This window comes from Haloarcula amylolytica JCM 13557, from assembly GCF_000336615.1.
GTDB classification, from domain to species: Archaea; Halobacteriota; Halobacteria; order Halobacteriales; family Haloarculaceae; genus Haloarcula; species Haloarcula amylolytica.
Window position 1 is genome coordinate 251,838 of the sequence record NZ_AOLW01000035.1, and the last position, 21,020, is coordinate 272,857.

The 21,020-nt window shown below is 61.6% G+C and carries 16 protein-coding genes; 6 read left to right on the top strand and 10 right to left on the bottom strand.

The genetic code is table 11. From position 1 onward, the window contains the following. Positions 1–370 precede the first annotated feature (370 nt). Together C442_RS15130 and C442_RS15135 are read left to right on the top strand one after the other, a co-directional pair. Complete coding sequence (locus C442_RS15130; RefSeq protein ID WP_008311921.1) at positions 371–1,858, top strand: proton-conducting transporter transmembrane domain-containing protein; 1,488 nt, start codon at positions 371–373, stop codon at positions 1,856–1,858. Continuing rightward, the gene (locus tag C442_RS15135; protein WP_008311922.1) at positions 1,848–4,253 is read left to right on the top strand and encodes a DUF2309 domain-containing protein; all 2,406 of its coding nucleotides are present in this window, start codon (positions 1,848–1,850) and stop codon (positions 4,251–4,253) included. The genes C442_RS15130 and C442_RS15135 overlap by 11 nt, the downstream gene beginning before the upstream one ends. 259 nt (positions 4,254–4,512) lie before the next feature. Here the strand turns inward: C442_RS15135 and C442_RS15140 are convergent, their stop codons facing one another. The 3 genes from C442_RS15140 to dgoD all read right to left on the bottom strand — a co-directional run bounded on the left by C442_RS15140 (position 4,513) and on the right by dgoD (position 8,225). Beyond that, positions 4,513–5,541 (bottom strand): LLM class flavin-dependent oxidoreductase, encoded by a 1,029-nt coding sequence (locus tag C442_RS15140; RefSeq protein ID WP_008311924.1) that lies wholly within the window; start codon positions 5,539–5,541, stop codon positions 4,513–4,515. Positions 5,542–5,972: 431 nt separating this feature from the next. Next, on the bottom strand, positions 5,973–7,004 hold the full coding sequence (locus tag C442_RS15145) for an NAD(P)-dependent alcohol dehydrogenase (protein WP_008311926.1): 1,032 nt from the start codon (positions 7,002–7,004) through the stop codon (positions 5,973–5,975). A gap of 69 nt (positions 7,005–7,073) precedes the next feature. Beyond that, positions 7,074–8,225: a galactonate dehydratase gene (dgoD, locus tag C442_RS15150; protein WP_008311928.1), complete on the bottom strand. Its 1,152-nt coding sequence runs from the start codon at positions 8,223–8,225 to the stop codon at positions 7,074–7,076. A 120-nt stretch (positions 8,226–8,345) separates the two neighbouring features. Here dgoD and C442_RS15155 point away from each other — a divergent pair, with 120 nt between their 5' ends. Further along, positions 8,346–9,119: an SDR family NAD(P)-dependent oxidoreductase gene (locus C442_RS15155; protein WP_008311929.1), complete on the top strand. Its 774-nt coding sequence runs from the start codon at positions 8,346–8,348 to the stop codon at positions 9,117–9,119. A gap of 5 nt (positions 9,120–9,124) precedes the next feature. Here the strand turns inward: C442_RS15155 and C442_RS15160 are convergent, their stop codons facing one another. From C442_RS15160 to C442_RS15185, 6 genes are all read right to left on the bottom strand, one after another. Next, positions 9,125–10,600 (bottom strand): rhamnulokinase, encoded by a 1,476-nt coding sequence (locus tag C442_RS15160; protein ID WP_008311930.1) that lies wholly within the window; start codon positions 10,598–10,600, stop codon positions 9,125–9,127. Between the two features lie 35 nt (positions 10,601–10,635). After that, a complete protein-coding gene (locus C442_RS15165) occupies positions 10,636–11,289 on the bottom strand; it encodes a class II aldolase/adducin family protein (protein ID WP_008311931.1) in 654 nt (217 codons plus the stop codon). 61 nt (positions 11,290–11,350) lie between these two features. Then, positions 11,351–12,511 carry an ABC transporter ATP-binding protein gene (locus tag C442_RS15170; protein ID WP_008311932.1) on the bottom strand — a complete coding sequence of 387 codons (1,161 nt, stop codon included), beginning with the start codon at positions 12,509–12,511 and terminating at the stop codon, positions 11,351–11,353. A 91-nt stretch (positions 12,512–12,602) separates the two neighbouring features. Beyond that, entirely contained in the window at positions 12,603–13,481 is an 879-nt protein-coding gene (locus C442_RS15175) for a carbohydrate ABC transporter permease (RefSeq protein WP_008311933.1), read from the bottom strand. After that, positions 13,481–14,413: a carbohydrate ABC transporter permease gene (locus C442_RS15180; protein WP_008311934.1), complete on the bottom strand. Its 933-nt coding sequence runs from the start codon at positions 14,411–14,413 to the stop codon at positions 13,481–13,483. Before C442_RS15180 ends, C442_RS15175 begins: the two co-directional genes overlap by 1 nt. A 36-nt stretch (positions 14,414–14,449) precedes the next feature. After that, a complete protein-coding gene (locus C442_RS15185) occupies positions 14,450–15,892 on the bottom strand; it encodes an ABC transporter substrate-binding protein (RefSeq protein WP_008311935.1) in 1,443 nt (480 codons plus the stop codon). 346 nt (positions 15,893–16,238) lie between these two features. Here C442_RS15185 and C442_RS15190 point away from each other — a divergent pair, with 346 nt between their 5' ends. Together C442_RS15190 and C442_RS15195 are read left to right on the top strand one after the other, a co-directional pair. Next, positions 16,239–17,273, top strand: coding sequence for a galactitol-1-phosphate 5-dehydrogenase (locus tag C442_RS15190; protein WP_008311936.1), 1,035 nt, complete (start codon positions 16,239–16,241; stop codon positions 17,271–17,273). 380 nt (positions 17,274–17,653) lie between these two features. Further along, positions 17,654–18,421 carry an IclR family transcriptional regulator gene (locus C442_RS15195; protein WP_008311938.1) on the top strand — a complete coding sequence of 256 codons (768 nt, stop codon included), beginning with the start codon at positions 17,654–17,656 and terminating at the stop codon, positions 18,419–18,421. 607 nt (positions 18,422–19,028) lie between these two features. Here the strand turns inward: C442_RS15195 and C442_RS15200 are convergent. Beyond that, positions 19,029–20,033 carry a HEAT repeat domain-containing protein gene (locus tag C442_RS15200; protein ID WP_008311940.1) on the bottom strand — a complete coding sequence of 335 codons (1,005 nt, stop codon included), beginning with the start codon at positions 20,031–20,033 and terminating at the stop codon, positions 19,029–19,031. Between the two features lie 463 nt (positions 20,034–20,496). On the opposite strand from C442_RS15200, the gene C442_RS15205 reads away from it, so the two are divergent. Then, positions 20,497–21,018, top strand: coding sequence for an LUD domain-containing protein (locus C442_RS15205; RefSeq protein WP_008311941.1), 522 nt, complete (start codon positions 20,497–20,499; stop codon positions 21,016–21,018). Positions 21,019–21,020: the final 2 nt, after the last annotated feature.

Genomic DNA, 21,020 nt, shown 5'->3' on the forward strand with positions numbered 1-21,020 from the left:
GGCGTATGTGAGCGATTGCGCCAGCTTCGATGACGAACTGAGTTCTCTAACGGTCCACTGAACAGTTTGGTAATCCCCTCCCGTCTCGATACCCGATTAGTCCTCAGCAGCCGAACCGATGTCCGTGTGAGCAGGCCATTTGTCTTTGAAGAACTTTGCCGCGACAGGCCGCGATGTACCTTCCTAACCCATTGGCAGTGGTTTTCGCCGGAGCATCGACAACAGGACCATAATGTTCTATAATCTACTATTTTAGGAACAAATTGGTAGTATAGAAGGATTTAATAACCAGTCCGTTCGCACTAGGGGTGAAGACAACCATAATCGGTCAATCACGTCCCGTGATTACCGTGATCGGTCACGAACAACGATGTCAGGACGCAACTCAACGACGACGGTTGGATCACTCCCGGACACGACGGCTAAATCGCCGTTCGTGCCCGTCGCACTCACATGGCTCGTGTGGTCGATGGTGGCCGCGAGCATTGCTGTGCTTGCCGTCCGAATCCGAACCGGGTTCGCATGGGAGATTCCCGGCGTTGTCGCCGTCGACGGACTGACAGTTCTGATGTGGGTGGTCGTCACCTTCTTCAGCGGTATCGTTCACAGCTACTCGCGCCGCTACCTGGCAGGCAGTCGCCTCAAAACGGGCTTTTTCGCCACCGTATTCGGTTTCACGGTGGTCGTGATGGGGCTGGTCGCGGCTGACCACCTTGCCCTGTTCGGGGCGCTGTGGATCGCGATGGGATTACTGATGGCGAAACTCATCGGCATCGTCAGCGGCTGGGACCAGGCACAGGCGGCTGCGACGGTCGCCCGCAAGTACTTCCTCGCCAGCAGCGCGCTCCTCGCTGTCGCGCTGACGGCGCTGTGGTGGACGACCGATGCGACCACAGTCACCGGAGTTACGGCGGCTGCCGACGCACTCGGTGGCCCGGTGTGGCTGGTCGCCGCCGGCGCGCTCGTGCTCGCAGCGATGATTCAGTCCGCCCTGCTCCCGTTCCATGGCTGGCTCCTCTCCTCGATGACCGCACCGACGCCCGCCTCGGCGCTGATGCACGCTGGATTCGTCAACGCCGGCGGCATCCTGTTGACCCGCTTCGCGTCGGTCATCACTGTCGACCCTGCGCTCATGCTCGCAATCGTCGCCGTCGGCGGTGCAAGCGCTATCGGCGGGAAACTCCTGAAATCGGTCCAGACGGATATCAAGGGCAAACTCGGCTGTTCGACGGTCGGCCAGATGGGATTCATGATCATGCAGGCCGGTCTCGGCTTCTTCGGGGCTGCTATCACCCATCTCATCCTCCACGGCTTCTACAAGGCCTATCAGTTCCTCAGCGCTGGCGGACAGGTTGAACACACTAGCCCCAGCGAGGGAACGCCACACACGGTAGGAACGACGACGAGCATCATCGGCGTCATCGTCACACTGCTGACCGGCATCGCCGGCGGCGCAGTGTTCGCGGTGCTGACGGGGAAAGGGACGAAGGTCGACAGCGGCCTCCTACTGACGTTCTTTGTGGTGTTCACGACGCTCCACGCGGCCCGTAGCGCCGTACAGCACACCTCGCTTCCGACGGCGACCCGCTACGGGGCCGTCCCAGTGGTCTTCTTCCCGGCTATCGTCATCTACGCCGCGGTCTATACGGGCGTCTCGGGGCTCATGCCTGTCAGCCCGGCAACGACCGAACTGACCCTGCTCCACGGCATTATCGCCGTCGTCTTCGTCGGCATCTACACCGGCATCGAGACCGGGGTTCACGAGCGCAGCCAGTGCCTCTACGTGGCGCTGCTGAACGCCGGTCAACCGGCAGCCGACACTGTGCTCACTGCTACGGAGGACTACAATGAGTACTGAATCCACCATCCACGACAGTATCGACACCGCAGCGACCACCGTCGGCTCCCTCTGGCCCATCCACTCGTTCGTGACGGCAAACCCCCTCGCGGGGTTCGAGGACCAGCCGTTCAGTGAGGCAGTCACGCAGGCAGCCGACCTGTTGGGCGGCCGTGGCTACCCCAGCGCGGAGACGTTCCGTGCGGCGCTACAACGCGGCCAGATAGACCCGGAGATTCTCGACGCGGAACTCTCCGAGGCCGGCTACGAGAACGACCCCGAGGTACTGCTCGACCGGATGGCCACAGCGACCGATGCCTCGAAAAGCGATTCCGACACCACCACGGACCGCGTCGACCAGGTGCTGACGAAGTGGCTGTCGGCGTTCCTCGACGAGGGGAGCGCCCACTGGTCGATGCCGAACCGCGAAGCGGGGTTCTACACCGCTTTCCGCGGAGTGGCCGAGCACGACAGCGAAATCCCCGACGAGGGGGTCATCGCTGACCTGCCCGAGGCACCGACCGAGGCCATCGAAACCGTGCTTGCGCCGTACCCGGAGAGCCAGTGGGTGCCCATTTTCGAGGAGCAACTGGCCGCTCTCCCGGGCTGGACGGGACTCATCAAGCAGCGTGCCGACGACGAGGGGGCGTGGCAGTCGGCGTACCCGATTTCACTGGCGGGGTACCTCGCGGCGCGTCTGGCTCTGCTCGATGCCGTCGGTGCTGACATCGCCCCCTCGAACGACAGCATCGACCCGGACCCGGCCGCCGAACTCGCCGGGGCGTTCCTGCGCGCCTGGGAGGCGACCTACCGCGGCGACCTCGTCGAGACCGTCGCCGCGGAGAGCCAGTCGCTCGCCGACAGTGACAAATCGGGCCGCCCGGACGCACAGATGGTCTTCTGTATCGACACGCGCTCGGAGATCATCCGCCGTCACATCGAGGCCGCGGGCGACTACGAGACCCATGGGTACGCCGGTTTCTTCGGGGTTCCGATGGAGTACCAGGGATACGACGCCGACGTGTCGGTCGACGCTTGCCCGCCGATTCTCGAACTACAACACCGCATCGCCGACGTTCCGACCGACGACGACACCCGGGAGCGCCACGACCGCTTGTGGGGCGTCCGTGAGACCGCCGACGAAATCATCGAGACGCTGGAGGCCAACGCCGCCACGGCCTACGGCTTCGTCGAGACCGCCGGCAGCGGCTACGGCCTCGCGCTCGCGGCCCGCACGCTTGTCCCCGGACGCGTGCAGGAGCTATTCGACGCGGCTGACGGTACGGTCCCCGACGAACACGAGTTCTGTGACCCGCTCGTCCACCACCAGCACACCTACGCCGGTGATCTGCCGGTGGGGCTGACCACCGACGAGAAAGTCGAGTACGCCGCCACCGCGTTCGACCTGATGGGCTGGGAGACGTTCAGCCGCCTCGTCGTCTTCACCGGGCACGCCAGTGAGACAACCAACAATCCCTACGATTCGAGTCTGGACTGTGGGGCCTGCGCCGGCAACCCCGGCGGCCCGAACGCCCGCGTGCTGGCGGCGATTTGCAACGACACCGATGTCAGGACCGCGCTTCGTGACCGCGGTTTCGAAATCCCCGAAGACACCGTCTTCCTCGCCGGCGAACACAACACGACGACCGACGAAGTGGCGCTGTACGACAGCGACGTGCCCGAAAGCCACGCCGCTTCTCTCGATCAGCTGCGCGCCGACCTCACCACCGCCCGCGAGAACGCGGCCGCCGAGCGTGCCGAGTCGATGGGTGCCGACACCTCATCAGGGGTCACCGAGACGGAACGCCGCGCCGCCGACTGGGCCGAGACCCGCCCCGAGTGGGGTCTGGCCGGCAACGCCGGCTTTGTCGTCGGTCCCCGCGAACTGACGAGCGATGTCGACCTCGATGGCCGCACGTTCCTTCATTCATATGACTGGTCGGCCGACCCCGACGGCGAGGCGCTGGAAGCGATACTCACCGGCCCGATGGTCGTCACGCAGTGGATCAACACCCAGTACTACTTCTCGACGGTTGACAACGCCGTCTACGGCAGCGGGTCGAAGGTGACCCACAACCCCGTCGGCAACGTCGGCGTCTATCAGGGCAACGGCGGCGACCTGATGACCGGCCTCCCGCTGCAGTCCCTCATGGCTGCCGACGACGACCTACACCATCAGCCGCTCCGCCTCTCGACGGTCATCCACGCGCCGGTCGCCCGCGTCAACGACGTTCTCGCCGACCATACGGAACTGATGGACTTGCTCGACAACAACTGGCTCTCGGTGACTGTCGTCGACCCCACGCAGGACCACAGCGCTTTCGAGTACGAGCGTGATCTGGAGTGGTCGCCTGTGTCTGCGCTGTCCGAAGCCGACCGTACGGAACCGACTGCCCCTGCGGCCGCAGACGACTGAACTGGGCCGAACAGCCGGTATCTGGAACCGCCGTCACGCTGACTCTTTGTCTCTCTATACTGAGTTTCAAAATAGAAAATCGCTCAGAACAACTAGTATCTACGTAGGCCTATCTCAATTACGGGTATATAAAAACACCTATGGAGTATTGTGCCCCCGATAGCATACGAAAGAGACACTGAGTACATTTTATCGGATAAAACCGAGTATATGAATCTATATGGCATCGACCAACTCACATCCACTTCAGTAGTGGGAGTTAGCGCGGTGTGAGTCCGACACCGTCCGCGAGCAATTCGTGGGAGCGGAGCGCGTCAGCGTGGTCGCCGACGACGTGCTGGATCATCACCTCATCGACACCGACACGATCTGACAGTTGTTCGAGAAGGTTATTGAGCGTTTCCGGGCTCCCGGAGATCGCTCGTGGCCACTCACCGGCATCCAGCGTGGCGGGCGTCGGTTCGGGCACCGCTCCGAGTTCGTCGATCGCTTCCTCGACAGATGGAGTCGTGCCAACGACCCCTCGCTCCATCCGCTTGAACGACGCTTCGGCCACGGCGCGGAGCCGCGCCGCTTCCGCGTCGGTCTCGGCACAGACCGCGTTCACTGCGACCATCCCCTGTGGCTCGTCGACGCCGCCGGCCAACTCCGACGATTCGAAGTGAGTCCGGTACTCCTCGAACGAACGGGTGGCCAACCCCGGTCGAATGAACGCGGCGAAACAGTAGCGCAGGCCGAGTTCGCCGGCCAGCGCGGCGCTCGACGGACTCGATCCGAGAACCCACGGCACAGGCGTCTCCGCATCTGAACGAGGGATTTCCAGATCACTGTACGCGTGTCCGTCCGGGTAGCTGTCGTAGAGGTGCGAAACGACGGCCTCGATTTTTTCGGCGTGGTCTTCGTCGGGGTTTCGGACGCGGCGGTCCGTCCCGAGCGCGCGGTCCACGGCCGGAGACCCGTTTGCCCGTCCAAGCCCCGCGTCGATTCGTCCGGGAGCAAGGCCGTCGAGGGAGCCGAACAGCTCCGCGACTTTGAACGGGCTGTAGTGGTTGAGGAGGACCGCACCCGACCCGAGCCGGATCGAGTCGGTTTCGGCGGCGAGGTTGCCGAGCAGTACCTCGGGTGTTGTTCCGGCGAGCTTGTTTCCCATCCCGTGGTGTTCCGCCACCCAGAACCGGGAATAGCCGAGGCGTTCGGCCTGCTGTGCCGCGTCGACGGTGTTCGAATACGCGTCAGCCGCAGTTCCGTCATTCGGGACCGGAGAGAGATCGACGATTGAGAGGTCCATATCCGCCCACAACGGTGGCGAGGTTTAACCGTTCGGCTACTCACAGTGCGTGGGTATCTCACTCGGGTACACCACTCTGATGGAACGTCCCACTCGGTTATAACTGATATCTAGAAAAAGCAATAGTTTTATGCAATACTATCTTAAACAGAATGTCTCACTTCGCTATACTGGCTATCTCTGGGCAGTGTGAAGGTCGGAGAATTATATCTCTCGGGTACCTTCCGAAACTCAGGGATCCCAAATTAGTGGGACTCAAACGCCATTAGGCCGTACGTTCAGATAATATACTGCCTCATTAATTATTTCAGAGTCGCGTCCCGAGCTCGTGCGTACAACGGACCTGCTGAAATTACTACCAATACTCAGTAACATCTGTATAGCCATCATATCGAGCTTCTTTCGGGACTATCTTGTCAATGGAATCCCAGTTACGAATCAAGTGATATCATGCCCTTGACCACAGTCGGCTCCATCGCTCGGCGGAACGCGTCGTCGATATCTTCGAGTTCGGATTCGAAGTCGATTATGCCCTCGACGTCGACTTCGCCGTCGGCTAATAGGTCGACAGCCGCGTCGTAGGTGTTCTTGTACCGGAACGAGCCGTGGACGTCGACCTCGTTGTCGATGAGTTCCAGCACGTCGATTGGGACCTCCGCTTCGCTGGCGAGTCCGACCAGAACGACCGTGCCGCCCCGACGGACCACGTCGATTGTCGACTTGATCGACGGCTCCGCGCCGGAGGCTTCGACGACCACATCAGCACCGACGCCGTCCGTGTACTCGGCGACCGCCGCATCGAGATCCGTTTCGGTAACGTCGACTGTCAGGTCCGCTCCTCGTTCTTTGGCGAACTCTAGTTTTTCCTCGACAACATCTGTCAGTATTACGTCCGTCGCGCCCGCGGCACGCGCGGCCTCCAGCACCATCAGCCCGATCGGCCCGGCGCCGGTTATCAGCACTGTATCCCCGGTTCCGACGCTGCCGCGGCGGCAGGCGTGAATCCCGACCGAAAGCGGCTCGCACAACGCCCCCTCGGCAGTGGAGACCGACTCCGGTAGTGTGTAGGCGAAGTCGGCCGGCCACGAGACGTACTCGGTGAACGCGCCGTCGTGTGGCGGGGTCGCCATGAACGTCACTTTCTCACAGAGGTGATAGTCGCCGCGCTTGCAGTGGGCACAGCGTCGGCACGGAACGCCAGGTTCGAGCGCGACCCGGTCGCCCGGTTCGTGGTGCGTAACGTTCTCGCCGACTTCGACGACTTCACCGGCGCTCTCGTGTCCGAGGACGAGCGGGTCTTCGACGACGTAGTCGCCGATACGACCGTGTTCGTAGTAGTGGACGTCGGAGCCACAGATCCCAACGTCGCGCACGGCAACGAGTACGTCGTCGGGCCCGGGCGACGGTCTGGGACGGTCCTCCAGTTCGAACTCATTTGGTTCTACCAGTACAGCAGTTCGCATACCTGTTGGCACGGAACAGAGCCATAAAAATACACAGGGTGAGCCGCCTCATTGGGTTGCCGTGTCCAGCTACCACTCCGCGACGCTCCCGTCCTCGTGGTGCCACACCGGGTTGTACCAGTTGACCTCTGTCTGTGCCAGTTCGCGGATGAGAGTCTCGTCGATATCGATACCGAGTCCGGGGCCGGTCGGCCGTTTGACGTAGCCGTCTTCGAACTGGAACGTCTCCGGGTCCTCCAGGACCTTGAGTCGCTGGCTCGTCGTCGGGTCGTGTAGATCGAGGTCCTGTTCGTGCAGCACGACGTTCTGGGCGCAGAACCCGACCTGCAGGCTCGCCGCGAACGCGACAGGACCGAGCGGGCAGTGCGGAACGACGGCCACGTCGAACGCTTCCGCCATCGACGCGACCTTGCGCATCTCGCTGATGCCACCGACGTGGGTCACGTCGGGCTGGAGTATCGATACCCCGTCATCGACGAGGAGCCGCTTGAAGTCATAGCGCGAATAGAACCGTTCGCCAGTCGCTATCGGGACAGTCGTCCGCTCGGCGATACTGGCAAACGAGTCGTCGTGTTCGGGGAGCAGCGGCTGGTCGATGAACATCAGATCGAACTGTTCGAGCCGCTCGACGAGATCCGCGGCCATCGGTTTCGAGACGCGGCCGTGGAAGTCGACGCCAACGAGGGCGTCGTCACCGACGGCATCACGGATTGCGGCTACACGCTCAACCGCATGATCGACAGCGTTCGGCGTCTCAATCGGCCGAAACTCCCGGGCGAAATTGAACTTGAACGCTCTGTAGCCGCGTTCTCGGTCCTCTTCCGCGGCCGCGGCCACGTCTTGCGGATCATCGCCACCGAGCCACTGGTACACGAGTAGCTTATCGCGGACGTGCCCGCCGAGCAGTTCGTGCACCGGTGCGCCGTAGTGCCGCCCCTTGATGTCCCAGAGCGCGTGGTCGATGCCCGCGAGCGCGCTCATGAGTATCGGCCCGCCGCGGAAGTACCCGCTCTGATAGAGCTTCCGCCAGTGATACTCGGTTCGGAGCGGGTCGGCCCCGAGGAGATACGCCTCGATAAGTTCGGTAACGGCGGCACGGACCGTCTCCAACCGACCCTGAACGATGGGCTCGCCCCAGCCAACGATCCCCTCGTCAGTCTCCAGTTTTAGAAGCAACCACCGCGGCGGCACGGCGAACAGTTCGAAGTCGGTGATTTGCATAGCTATGTTATCTGCGAGGGAGTACTTGTAATGACTGGCTGCCGATATCGGCCCGACAAAGACTGTAACAAAAATAGGCGTACATTTATGCTGGAGGCTACCGGAGCACCAAGCGTACGCATGAGTGTACTTGACAGTTTCTCCCTCGACGGAGAGACGGCTATCGTCACCGGTGCGGCGCAGGGTCTCGGCAAACAGATGGCGACCGGGCTCACCGAGATGGGGGCCGACGTGGCTATCGCGGACGTGAACATCGAGAAAGCGGAACGGACGGCTTCGGAACTCGACGGTGAAACGGACGTTATCGCGACGGAGGTCGACGTGACGGACGAGGCCTCGGTGGAGGCGATGGTCGAGGACGTGACCGACCGCCTCGGACCGATCGACGTCCTGATCAACAACGCCGGTATCGTCGAGAACTCACCGGCAGAGGAGACGAGCATCGAGTCCTGGCGGCGTGTCGTGTCGGTCAACCTCGACGGTGTCTTCCTCTGTGCCAAGCACGTCGGCCAGCAGATGCTCGAACGGGGCGAGGGCCGCATCGTCAACGTCTCCTCGATGTCAGGCTTCGACGTGAACGTCCCGCAGAAGCAGGCTAGCTACAACACGACGAAAGCCGGCGTCAGGATGCTGACCCAATCTCTGGCGGTCGAGTGGGGCGATCAGGGCGTCCGCGTCAATGCCATTGCGCCCGGGTACATGCGGACCGAACTCGTCGACGAAGTGCTCGAAGAGAGCCCCGAGATGGAAGAGACGTGGCTGGAGAACACGCCGATGGGCCGACTCGGTCGACCGGAGGAACTGAAGGAACTCGTTGTCTACCTCGCGTCGGACGCGTCGTCGTTCATGACGGGGTCGACCGTCGTCATGGACGGCGGCTACACCTCGCGGTGAAAGCGTCAGGCTTCGGACGACGAGTCGTCAGTCAGTGCCGCCAACCGATCTTTTGCGTCGGCCCACGCACCACCAGCCTGTGGCTCGTAGGTCGTCGTCTCGAACGCCGACTCGACCAACTGCCGCCCGGTTCCGATGTCAGAAACCGTTCCGGCGGCGACGGCCTGTGTGAGGACGTTGCCGACAGCCGTCGCCTCGACTGGCCCAGTCGACACCGGGCGGTCGGTGGCGTCAGCCAGTAACTGACAGAACAGTTCGTTTCTGACACCGCCGCCACCGAGAACGATGCGCGACGGCGGGTCGTCGACGACTGCCGCGAGTGCGTCGAGTTCCAGCGCCGTTTTCGCCGCCAAGCTGTCGAGCAGGCAGCGGACGATACCGCCCCGCCCCGTGGGGACGGGCTGGTCCGTCCGGCGACAGTAGGCCCGAATCTGGTCGGGCATCGGCTCGTCGATGCCGAAGGCGTCGGCGTCCGTATCGACGAGCGCGGTCCGTGGCTGAGCCTCTTCAGCGGCCGACAGCAACGCCTTGTGATCGGCCGATTCGCCGGCCTTGCGCCACGCTTCGCGGCATTCTTCGAGCAGAAAGAACCCGTTGATGTTCTTCAGGAGCCGAACGGTCCCGCCGACGCCGAGTTCGTTCGAAATGGCGTGCTCGAAGGCGGCGTCTGTCCGTACTGGTTCGTCTCGCTCGACACCGAGGATGAACCACGACCCGGTGTTGAGAAACGCGGCGTCCTCGACTAGCGGGAGACCGGCGACGGCCGCCGCCGTGTCGTGGCTCGCCGGCGTTACTATCTCCGGCGTCGAAGACAGGCCCGAAACGACGGTATCATCGACGGCCCCGAGACGTTGACCGGGTTCGGACAGGTCCGGGAGCAGGTCCGTCGGAACCGACAGCTCCTCGAGCAGGTCGGTGGCCCACATCCGCGCCTCGGGATCGACCATCTGCGTGGTCGAGGCTATCGTCACCTCGCCCGCCGGCTGGCCCCCTATCCGTGCAGAGAGGAGCTGTGGCATCATGAGCAGGCCGTCGCTCGCTTCGAGGAGTTCCGGCTCGCGTTCGGCGATGGTGTGGAGCTGCCACAGCGTGTTCGGGGTGTTCCAGTTCGTGATGCCGGTCACGTCGAACAGCCGCCGCTTCCCGACAGCCTCGAACACTTGCTCGCGCGTGGCCGTCGACTCTGGGTCGCGGTAGGAGACCGGGTCCCGGAGCAGTTCGTCGTCGGCCAGGAGTCCGAAGTCGAGCCCCCAGGTGTCGATACCGACCGTATCGAGGCTGTCGGCCTCGTGGTCGGCAGCCCGGATTCCGTCCCCGATGTGGTCGACCAGCGCGTCGACGTCCCAGACGTAGCGGCCGTCCCGTTCGACGGGTCGGTTATCGAACCGGTGGACTTCTTGCACAGCGAAGGACGACTGCGTCACCTCGCCGAGGAACACCGTCCCGCCGCTCGCGCCGATGTCGATAGCGACGTGATTCATGCTCGGATACTTTCAGGTGTGGTTCGCACGCCTGATCACTGCCCGTAGCTGTCGAGTTTGTCAGCCAACCGGTCGATCTCCTCGTCTGGGAGGATCTCCGGCTCACCGATGGCCCGGGCCTGATGGTGGATGCGCGCGCAGTACTCGACCATCAGCGCAACCGTGTAGGCGTCGTCCAGCGTTTCGTCCGCCGTCAGTACGCCGTGGTTGCGCAACAACGTGGCGTTGAACGACTCGCCCAGCGCGTCGACGGCGGCCTCGCCGAGTTTCTCGGTCGCGTGCGTTTCGTATTCGGCGACCGGCACCTCAGTCCCGGTGAACGAGAGGAGGTAGTGCGATGCCGGTATCGCCTCCCCGAGCGAGGCGAACGTCGTCGCGTACGGGGAGTGGGTGTGGACGACGCCGCCGACCGCCGGTCGCTCGCGGTAGACGGCCAGGTGCATCGGAAGCTCCGTCGACGGCTCGATGTCGCCCTCGACGACTGTGCCGTCCGTCTCTACGACCGGGACGTCTTCGGGTTCGATCTCCCCGTAGGGGATTCCCGACGGGCTGATCGCGATGTGGGTCTCGTCGAGCCGGGCACTGAGGTTTCCGCCCGTCCCGGTGGTCAGATCGTCTTCGAGCAGGCTCCGGCCGTACTCGCAGATAGCGTTACGCGTCTCGTAGTGTGAAATGTCTTGCTCTGTCATGTGTCGTGTGTCGATAACTGTCGGTCGGTTGCGGCGAGTGGGATGACGACGGCGCTCGTCGTCACTCGGCGGGCTTCATCTGCTCTTCGAGCGCCATCTCCGCGTCATCTCCGAGCTGGCGCTGGTGGATCGTCTCGCCGCTGGCGGGATCGAACAGGTGCACGTCGCGGTCCGGGATCTCGACGTAGACGTGCTGCCCTTCGCTGATCGGACGCTGGCCGTCCGTCTCCACGATGAACGTCTGGTCGTGGCTCTGTGACCGCGCCTGGAGGTAGACGTAGGAGATACTCCCCATCGGTTCGACGACGTCGACGACGGCCTCAAACTCGTGGCCCAAGTTCGCCCGGTCGTGAAGCGTCATATCCTCAGGCCGGATACCGAGGACGAGTTCGTTTCGACTTCCAACAGCGGACTGCATCCGCTCTGTCAGATCGAAGTCGAAGCCGTCCGCGCGGAGCGTTCCGCCTTCGACCTTGCCTTCGAAGAAGTTCATCGACGGCGAGCCGAGGAAGCCGGCGACGAACTGGTTGGCTGGGCGGTAGAAGCATTCTAGCGGCGTTCCGACCTGCTGGAGTTCCCCGTAGTTGAGGACGACGAGTCGGTCGCCCATCGTCATTGCCTCCGTCTGGTCGTGGGTGACGTATAGCGTCGTCACGTCGAGGTCGTTCTGGAGCCGGTTGATCTCGGTGCGCATCTCCGCCCGAAGCTTCGCGTCCAGGTTCGAAAGCGGCTCGTCCATCAGGAAGACGTTCGGGTCACGGACGATTGCGCGACCGAGCGCGACGCGCTGTTGTTGTCCCCCGGAGAGTTCGCCGGGCTTGTCGTCCAACAGCATGTCGATGTCCATCATCTCGGCGGCGGACGTGACGGCGTCCTCGATCTCGTCGGCGGACATGTCCGTCGACATCTTCAGCCCGAAGGACATGTTCTCCTCGACGGTCATATTGGGGTATAGCGCGTAGTTCTGGAACACCATCGCGATGTCCCGGGCGCGCGGGCCGAGTTGGTTGACCACCTTCTCGCCGATGCGGATATCGCCCTCTGATTGCGTTTCCAGTCCCGCGACAATACGCATGAGCGTCGACTTCCCGCTCCCGGACGGACCGACGAAGACGATGAACTCGCCATCGCGGATGTCCAGCGAGACGTCGTCGACCGCGACGATTGACTTATCTCCTTCACCGAATCGCTTCGTAACGTCGTCGATTGTGATCTTTGCCATTATCTTGCCTCCGATGTACGGCTAAGTGAAGCTACCGCCGCCGCAGGGGCGTCGTTTGCGAGCGATACCTGTCGAGGTGTGGACAGCGTGGTCATTCTTTGATCACCACGCCGAAGCTGAGCCCGGCCGCGAGGTACTTGTTGACCGCGATGAGGAAGATGACGACCGGAACGATCATCGCTGTCGAGGCGGCCGCGAGCATCCCCCATTCGATCGAGCGCGAGCCGATGAACGAGTAGACGAACAGCGTCACCGGCACGGCCTCGAAGCTCGTCAGCACGAGCCCGAACAGCAGCTCGATCCACGCGAAGATGAAGCTGATGATGGCGACCGAGAAGATGCCGGGCTTGGCCGCCGGCAGGACGACCTTCCTGAAGCCCTGGAACTGGGTCGCGCCGTCGACACGGGCCGCCTCTTCCAGCGTCTCGGGGATGCCGTCGAAGAACGCTTTCATCACCCAGACGACAAGGGAGAGGTTGATGCTGACGTACATCAGTACCATCCCGATCCGCGTGTCGAACAGATTGAGCTCCCGGAAGATGATGAAGAAGGGGAGCACGACGGCAATCGGCGGGAGCATCCGCGAGGAGAGTATCCACACGAGCACGTCCCGCTCCATCGGGATGTCGTACCGCGAGAGCACGTACGCGGCGGGGACGCCGATCAACAGCACGAGGACGACCGACGCCGACACCATGACGAGGCTGTTGGCGAACGCCGCGACGAACCCGGAATCCTGGATCAACTGGATGTAGTTGTACACCGTCGGCAGGAAGATCCAGTCCGGGGGCAGCGAATTCGCTGTTCCGGGGGGCTTCAGCGACATCGAAGCCAGCCAGTACAGCGGGAACAGCACGATGAACGACCACGTCAGGAGAATCGTGTGTCGAACCACCGTGACGATGGTCTCACGCGTATCCTTGTCGAGTCGCTGTGACGCGGTCGCGGAGTCGCTATCTGTCGTCGCCATCAGTCCCACACCCCCTCGAAGCCGACCTTCGCAATGATGACGTTACACAGTGCAACGACGAGGACGAGGTAGACGACGGCGATCGCTGCGGCCACGGTGATCTGGTTGTTGATGAACATCTGTTCGTAGATGTTGATGCTCACGAGCTGGGTCGCCGTCCCGGGGCCGCCGCCCGTGAGCCCGTACACCACGCCGAACGTCCGGAACAGGTCGATCAACCGGATGAGCGTCGCAACGAACACGACCGGCTTCATGTAGGGGATGATGACGTGGACGTAGCGCCGCCACATCGGCGCACCGTCGACGCGCGACGCCTCGATGAGCGTCTTCGGCACCGACGAGAGGCCGGCGTAGAAGATGATGAACATGAACGGCGTCCAGTTCCAGGCGTCAAGCAGGATCACCGTCAGCAACGGCACGTCCGAGAGGAAGTTCGGCGCGACGAACGGCGTGCCGGTGTTTATGACGTACGGAATGATGCCGATTTCGCTGTTCAGCATGATCCGGCCGATGGTCGCGAGCGAGACGGGCGCGACGGCCATCGGAATGATGAACAACACCCGGTAGAACGACTTCGCCCGGTCGGAGCCGACGCCGGCGACGAGCGCGGCCAGGACGAACCCGAGGATAGTTTCGAGGAGCAGCGCGCTGACGACGACAGTAATCGTAATGACGAACGAGTGGATCGCGCCGCCGCGGGTGAACGCCGTCTCGAAGTTGCGCAGCCCCACGAAATCAGCTGCGAATACATCGAGTGTCGGCTCCGCGATCAGGCTGAGATACAGGTCGTAGGCACCGGGGAAGAAGGTGATCATGATCATCACCAGCACCATCGGTGCCATGAACCAGTACGGGAGGTAGTCGTTCCACAGGTCCCGAAGCCTGGCGAAGGTCGATTTGGGTGCCGTTTCCGTTTGCGTTGGTGTACTCATTTGTGGGATGTGTTGTGGCTCGGGTATGGCTTCAGTTTAATTGCTGTAGATGTCTTCTGCGATGGACGCCGCCTGGGTCATCGCCTCCTCGGCGGACTTCTGGCCGGCGATGGCGCGCTGCAGTTCCTCGGAGTACCGCTGGCCCCATTCGGGGTACTTCCGGTCGAACGGGTCCGGTGCCGCCGCTTGCAGGGATTCGAGGGTGACCTGTGCGAAGTTCTCGCCGACGCGAGAGCGGAACTCGTCGTTCTCCCAGACGGACTGTCGGACGGAGAAGGCGGCGTCGCCCTCGACGTGCATCCAGGTGTTGGTCGGCTGCGAGGACGCCCACACCATGAACAGGAACGCCTGCTCGGAGTTCTGGGCGTTTTTGGACGTGGAGATCTGCCAGTTGAACGCGTTGGGCGAGAACTGGCCGTCGGCCGGGCTGGGCACCTTCGCGATACCGATAGTGTCCGCAACTGAGGAGTCAGAGCCGGTGAGTCCGGGCCAGAACAGGTTCGCGTCGGAGACGATGTGGCCGGCGCGCCCTTCCTGCATCGTCGAGAGCACGTCCGACCAGGTCTGCGTGGACGCGCCTTCGGGACCGTAGTCCTGCAGCAGGCTGACGTACCACTCCGCGGCGTTGATGACGCCGTCGGAGTCGAGGCCGGAATCGTCCGGGAAACTGTCCCAGAGCTCCGCGCCGTTCTGGCGCAGGAACGTGTTCAGGATGTAGATGTTCATCCCGTACCCCTTGTCGCCACGGCCGACGGTGCCGACGACGTCCGATTCGTTCTCGTGGATGGCCTGTGCGTTCTGACGGAACTCTTCGAGCGTCTCCGCGACCTCCAGGTCGTGCTTGTCGTAGAGGTCTTTGCGGTAGAACTGCGTCTGGACTTCGACGGTAATCGGCATTCCCGTCCATGTGTCGCTGTAGCCACCACCGTGGGCCTGCCACCGCGACGCCTCGAAGAGGTCGTCGGGCTCGTACCAGTCCTCGTCGAAGAGGCTGTCGTCGTCGAAGAACGGGTCGAGCGGCTGGATCCAGCCTTCCTCGCGGAACTGGTTGACGACCTGATCCATGTAGAAAACGTCGAACTGCCCGGCGCCGGTACTGACGTCCGTCTGGCGCTTGGTCCGGAACTGCTGTTCGGGCAGGACGTTCCAGACGACGTCGATCCCAGTCAGTTCCTCGAAGACGGGGACTGCGGGCTTGATGGCTGAAACCCAGGGGTGCTGGACGGCCCCGATGTTGATCGAGGACCCCTCGAACTGTCGCCAGTCGATATCGGCGTCCTCGTACTCGCTGAGCGGAATCGCGAGCTCGCCATCGCTTCCGTCGGTGCTGGTTCCGCCATCGCTACCATCACTACCCCCACTTGAGCCGTCACTTCCGCTCCCATCTGAGCCATCGCCGCCTCGTGTACAGCCAGCGAGACCGCTGAGTAGTCCGACACCTGTCGCTTTCAGAAACGTCCGCCTGTTGGAGTTGGTCATGCCAGTTTGCCTCGTCACTACCGAATTACCGATGCATAATAAAGGTAATCATCTGTAAGGTAGAATACCCATCTCACTGGGGGAGATCCGATGGTTTGCAGTACTAGGACGCCTCTATCTACGAATTCCTCTGTCGCCCGATTACGGGAGACCGTGGCAAGATTTTAATACGCGGTCCGAAAACATCGATAGTACGGATCGTGGCTGAGTCCGCTGTGTGCGTCCAGCTCGGCTGGACCAGTGACAACGGGCTACGGCCCAGACCACCCATGACCCGACCCACACCAACTCACGACCGAGGTACTGCTGTAGTGACGACCGCGACCCGACCGTCGGAGGACGACTGATGCGCGCCAGCACGTTGACCGATGTCGGCGAAATTACCGTCGAAGAGCGTGACCGACCGGACCCTGCGGATGACGAGGTTCTCGTGCAGGTCGGCGCCTGTAGCGTCTGCATGACCGACTATCATATGTACCACGGTACCTTCGCCGCAGAGACACCGCTGGTCCTGGGCCACGAAGGTGCCGGGACCGTTGCGGAAGTCGGTGCCGACGTTGAGGGCTTCGCGGTCGGAGACCGCGTCGCAATCAACCCCACCGTCCCCTGTAACGCCTGCTCGTACTGCAAGAAGGGTGAGACGCACCTCTGTGAGAACAACACGAGCATCGGCGGTGCCGGTGACACCATCCTCGACGGTGCCTTCGCTGAATACGTCCGCGTCCCGGCGATCAACGTCGAGGACATCGGCGAGATATCATTCGAACGGGCCGCGCTCGCCGAACCGCTCGCCTGCTGTGTCCACGGCGTCGAGCAGACTGAGATCAAACCGGGAGACAGTGTCGGTATTATCGGCGCTGGCCCGATCGGCTTGCTGCTCCTGCAGGCGTTCCGCAATGCGGGCGCTGCCCCAATCGTGGTTTCCGAACTCGATGACGAACGGCGAGAGCTGGCTGCCGACCTCGGCGCAGATGCCGTCGTCGACCCCAACGACGAAGATCCCGAGGAAGCGATCCCTGCGGCGGCCGGCGGACCGGTCGACGTCGGCGCCGAGGCTATCGGGCTCGTCCCGACAATCAAGCAGGCCAACGCTGTGACCGCGCCCGGCGGCTCGACACTCATCTTCGGTGTCCCTGACCAAGAAGCGACAATGGAAATCAGCCCGTTCGATGTCTTCTTCGACGAGGTCGACTACCGCGGCTCGTTCTCCCTGACGACCGAGGACTTCGAGCGAGCGATAACACTGCTCAGACACGAACGCATCGACGCCGAGACGCTCATCACCGAACGTATCGGGCTCGACGATCTCCCGACAGCGTTTGAACGGATGGGCAACGCTGAGGGGCTGAAGAAAGTAGTCGTTCCAGGGGACGCCGAGTGAGCGAGTACGACCTCCTCGATACTGTCCGGAAACGCGGTCCTCGTGGCGCTTGACCACGGTATCGGTATGGAAGCAATTCACGGACTCGAACAGTACAGTCCACACTTGATGCTGTGTCCTGCAACCGGCTGCGATCACAATAGGGCTGAAGTGACCTTGCAGGTCTGACATGAGTCTTCTATACACGCTAGCGAATTGGATTGGGAGCGACCGCGATTGTTCTGGAGAGAAGAACGAATAAATTTCGACAGTCGGAACTCGTAGCGATCCAGAAAATAGTGATAAATGATGTAGAATATCTTCTGGGCCTACTGCACATGCTCCCACCTGTTCTGCTCTAGTGAACAGGCTTTTGTCGCGGCGGGCCGAAACGACGGTCAATGACCGACGAACCACAGTATGCAGTCGAAGCAACCCAGACATCGGTGGCTATCCTCGAAGCGCTTGTCGACGCGAAGGGGCCTGTCGGCGTTACAGAACTTGCCAATATCGTCGGGGTTTCCAAGAGCGTCGCCCATAACCACCTCTCGACGTTGCGTGCGGCCGGATACGTGGTCAAGCGCGCAGAGAAATATGAGGCGTCGCTCCGCCCGTTGTCTCTCGGTGAGCGAACGCGTGATGGACTCAGTTTCTATCAGGCGGCGAAACAACAACTGGACAATCTCGCGGCGGCAACAGGGGAGACAGCGACACTGTTCGTCCTTGAGGAAACGGCCGGTGTCCCGGTGTCGATCTCCGAACCCGAGGACGGCTGGTCAGTCCCGTTCCACGCGGGCGAACGGTTGCCACTCCATGTCAACGCTCCGGGAAAGGCACTGCTGTCGTCGCTCCCGAGTGATCGCGTCGAATCGGTTCTCTATGGAAGAGAGCTTGTCGCACCGACTGACGCAACTCTCGTCGATCCAGACGAACTCATCGAGGAACTGCGCCGGGTTCGGGATGACGGCATTGCGTTCTGTAGAGGAGAACAGTACGAGGGGATTATCGGTGTTGCCGCCCCGCTCCCTGACGTCAGTGGTGATCGGATCGCTGCACTGGGCATCTGTGGCCCCGTCGAGCGTTTGAACGGCCGATACCTCAGGGAAGATATCACCGGGCAAGTCCTCAGCACGACAAAATCCATTCAGGTGGCCCTTACATCGAATTGATGGGTTCCTGAATAACGGGCGTACTACTGTTATTCTATTCTGTCGGTGGCCGCCATCGGAATGGACGAACGCCCTCACTGCCACACACCGCTACCGGCGACGCCTGACCTTCGTGCGTCGAAAAGATAGTTCGCGGTCACCTCGGCATCAGAAGTAATCTCGCGAAGGAGTCGCGGATCACTTTATTCCCCCTCTGTACTGACTGTGAGATTAAGCACCATCGTGTGAGTGCTACTGCTGTCGATCGCGTGCTGTTCTCTATAACAGAACAGGCTGCAGGATTGAACAGCGAGGTGTTGTGGGGACAGTCCCACCGACTACAACAGCGGCTATTGGTCTCTAACTCACGCCCACCGCTAATATGAATATATAATTGATACACTTCAAGTCATATATTTCAAAATTGGGTATGGAATTGCTAGATATACGTCTATTTCACCCAAGTCTGTATATCTCACACGCAACGTCTGATCTTCCACGGAAGTAGATAGCTCTGATGGGTATCGCTACGAGACGACGCAGCACCAGATAACTATTGCAACCGTGACCCTGTCAGAGACGGAGACATACGGTTTCCGCGGGAACTGCAGGAAAACCGACTGTGCTCTCACAATGGGGTGCCACAGCCAGGGCACAGCGGGGGGCCGGATTCGGGGAGCGAAAGCCCGCAGTGTGGGCATCCGTCATCGCCTTCCAGCGTCCGGATCTCCGAGACAATGTCGGATGTCTGCGTGCGGATTGCATCTCTCGCGGCTATTCCTGTGAAGCCATCAGCAGGTTCCGCCCCGCGATACTGGGAGAGAGCGAACTGGGCTCGCTCGGCAACAAACTCCTCGTCCACAGTGAACTCTTCGAGTTGTGCGTCCGGGAACGCTTCCACGCTCTTAGTGCCAGCAAGCAACCCCAGCGCTTCGGCTGCCCGCCCGCGGACGTATCTGCTTTCGTCTTCGAGACATGAGACGAGTGCTTCCCTGGCGTCTGTAAGCCGTTCGGGACACGCAGAGCCGATAACGACGAGAGCTGTGCTCAGGTGATATCGAACCAGTTCGCTGTCCGCTCGAAGATGCTCGGCGAGCGAGTCGACCTGATAGCGGAGTCTGTCGGGACGGCCCATGGCGACGTGGGCCAGCGCCTTCGCCAATTTCTCCCTAACTTCTGGTTTGTCGAACTCCAGGCCGATGCGCAGGTCTGCCACGACCTCAGGCGAGACGACGGCATCGGGATGGTCGACGGCGACGTAGCCCAGCGCCTCTGCACACCGGGCGCGAACGTAGTAGAACTCCGACTCATCCGCCAGTCGCTCGGCAAGCGTCGGGACAACCGGAACCACGCTGTCCGGCGCGCTCTCGCTGACCGTGACGAACAATTTCGCTGTCGTGAGCCGTGTCGGCCGCTCGCTGTTCTGCAAAAACTCAGTGAGCGACGCCAGCACGCCATCGAACAGTTCCGGCTGGTCGTCAGCAGCCGCTTTGAGTGACCGCAAGCACGCCTGTTGGTCAGCCGCTCCGGCCGTCGAAAGCCGCTCGAGTACTGTCAGTGCGTCAGCTTTCTCTCCTTGTTCGAGTAACGTCACAATCTCTGAATCTGGAGGTGCACCGGATTGGTCGTCCATCGGTCCGTTGTCTGCGTTTCTCGGAGAACCCACAAAACCCCTTGCCTCCCGGGTATTACTCGATCCGAAAACAACCGCTCACCGTTGAAGCTGTGATACCGCTATTAACGCAGTATATGGTAATGTATCTGTGATAGATACACTTCTATATGAGTGATATCGGTAGAGAGTACCGATATTTGGATGTGTTGGTGTGGCGGATATATTAATCCGCTTACATCGGGCGAGTGGCAATATAAGTAAATACAGTAACTGTCTGCTGATCTATAGTAACAATTGAAACGATTTACACACTGATCGCACTGCCGTCGTGCGATCAGGTGTGCATTGATTTTCAATGGCTACTATAGTAAAACGATGCCCAGCGTAGCTGGATATACGCGGCAGCCCACTGGATTTATCGGACTTCCGCCCGTTTCAGACAAAAACTAAATGATGATGTAGGTTTTCGGTTCGCGCATAGATGAAAAGCAAACGCGCGTCGTTCGAGGGCGCTCTCGAAGCATTGGGTGTGACAGTTTCAAGCACTGCCGAGTCCGACCTCGAAGCCGCTGTTACGGAGGCAGTCACGGAGCCTGCAGTCGGGATCGCGCTCGGCGAAACGGCCGGGGACGAGGCGTTTTCTCTCACGGAGACGCCGGTCACGGTCGACCCCACTCCGGTCGCGCTTCGCGAAGCGACCACCGGCGTAACCGGTGCTGAACTCGGCATCGGCGACTACGGTTCGCTCGTCCTCTCGATGACCGAAGAGGCCAGCGAACTCCTGAGCCTGTTTGTCGAGCGTCACGTCGCCATTCTTCACGAGGAAGACATCCAGCCCGATATGGACGCGGCAGTGGCAGAACTGGACGAACGGTTCAACGAAACCGGTGGGAGCGCGATCATCGCAACAGGACCGAGCGCGACAGCCGACATGGGCGCGCTCGTCAACGGTGCGCACGGAGCAAGAGAGGTCCACGTTATCATCGTCGAGGAGGAGGCGTGACG

Excerpts from the sequence above, each read along its gene's own strand:
- C442_RS15130 (WP_008311921.1), top strand. The coding sequence starts at position 371 with ATGTCAGGACGCAACTCAACGACGACGGTTGGATCACTCCCGGACACG.
- C442_RS15135 (WP_008311922.1), top strand. The coding sequence starts at position 1,848 with ATGAGTACTGAATCCACCATCCACGACAGTATCGACACCGCAGCGACC.
- C442_RS15140 (WP_008311924.1), bottom strand. The coding sequence starts at position 5,541 with ATGGACCTCTCAATCGTCGATCTCTCTCCGGTCCCGAATGACGGAACT.
- C442_RS15145 (WP_008311926.1), bottom strand. The coding sequence starts at position 7,004 with ATGCGAACTGCTGTACTGGTAGAACCAAATGAGTTCGAACTGGAGGAC.
- dgoD (WP_008311928.1), bottom strand. The coding sequence starts at position 8,225 with ATGCAAATCACCGACTTCGAACTGTTCGCCGTGCCGCCGCGGTGGTTG.
- C442_RS15155 (WP_008311929.1), top strand. The coding sequence starts at position 8,346 with ATGAGTGTACTTGACAGTTTCTCCCTCGACGGAGAGACGGCTATCGTC.
- C442_RS15160 (WP_008311930.1), bottom strand. The coding sequence starts at position 10,600 with ATGAATCACGTCGCTATCGACATCGGCGCGAGCGGCGGGACGGTGTTC.
- C442_RS15165 (WP_008311931.1), bottom strand. The coding sequence starts at position 11,289 with ATGACAGAGCAAGACATTTCACACTACGAGACGCGTAACGCTATCTGC.
- C442_RS15170 (WP_008311932.1), bottom strand. The coding sequence starts at position 12,511 with ATGGCAAAGATCACAATCGACGACGTTACGAAGCGATTCGGTGAAGGA.
- C442_RS15175 (WP_008311933.1), bottom strand. The coding sequence starts at position 13,481 with ATGGCGACGACAGATAGCGACTCCGCGACCGCGTCACAGCGACTCGAC.
- C442_RS15180 (WP_008311934.1), bottom strand. The coding sequence starts at position 14,413 with ATGAGTACACCAACGCAAACGGAAACGGCACCCAAATCGACCTTCGCC.
- C442_RS15185 (WP_008311935.1), bottom strand. The coding sequence starts at position 15,892 with ATGACCAACTCCAACAGGCGGACGTTTCTGAAAGCGACAGGTGTCGGA.
- C442_RS15190 (WP_008311936.1), top strand. The coding sequence starts at position 16,239 with ATGCGCGCCAGCACGTTGACCGATGTCGGCGAAATTACCGTCGAAGAG.
- C442_RS15195 (WP_008311938.1), top strand. The coding sequence starts at position 17,654 with ATGACCGACGAACCACAGTATGCAGTCGAAGCAACCCAGACATCGGTG.
- C442_RS15200 (WP_008311940.1), bottom strand. The coding sequence starts at position 20,033 with ATGGACGACCAATCCGGTGCACCTCCAGATTCAGAGATTGTGACGTTA.
- C442_RS15205 (WP_008311941.1), top strand. The coding sequence starts at position 20,497 with ATGAAAAGCAAACGCGCGTCGTTCGAGGGCGCTCTCGAAGCATTGGGT.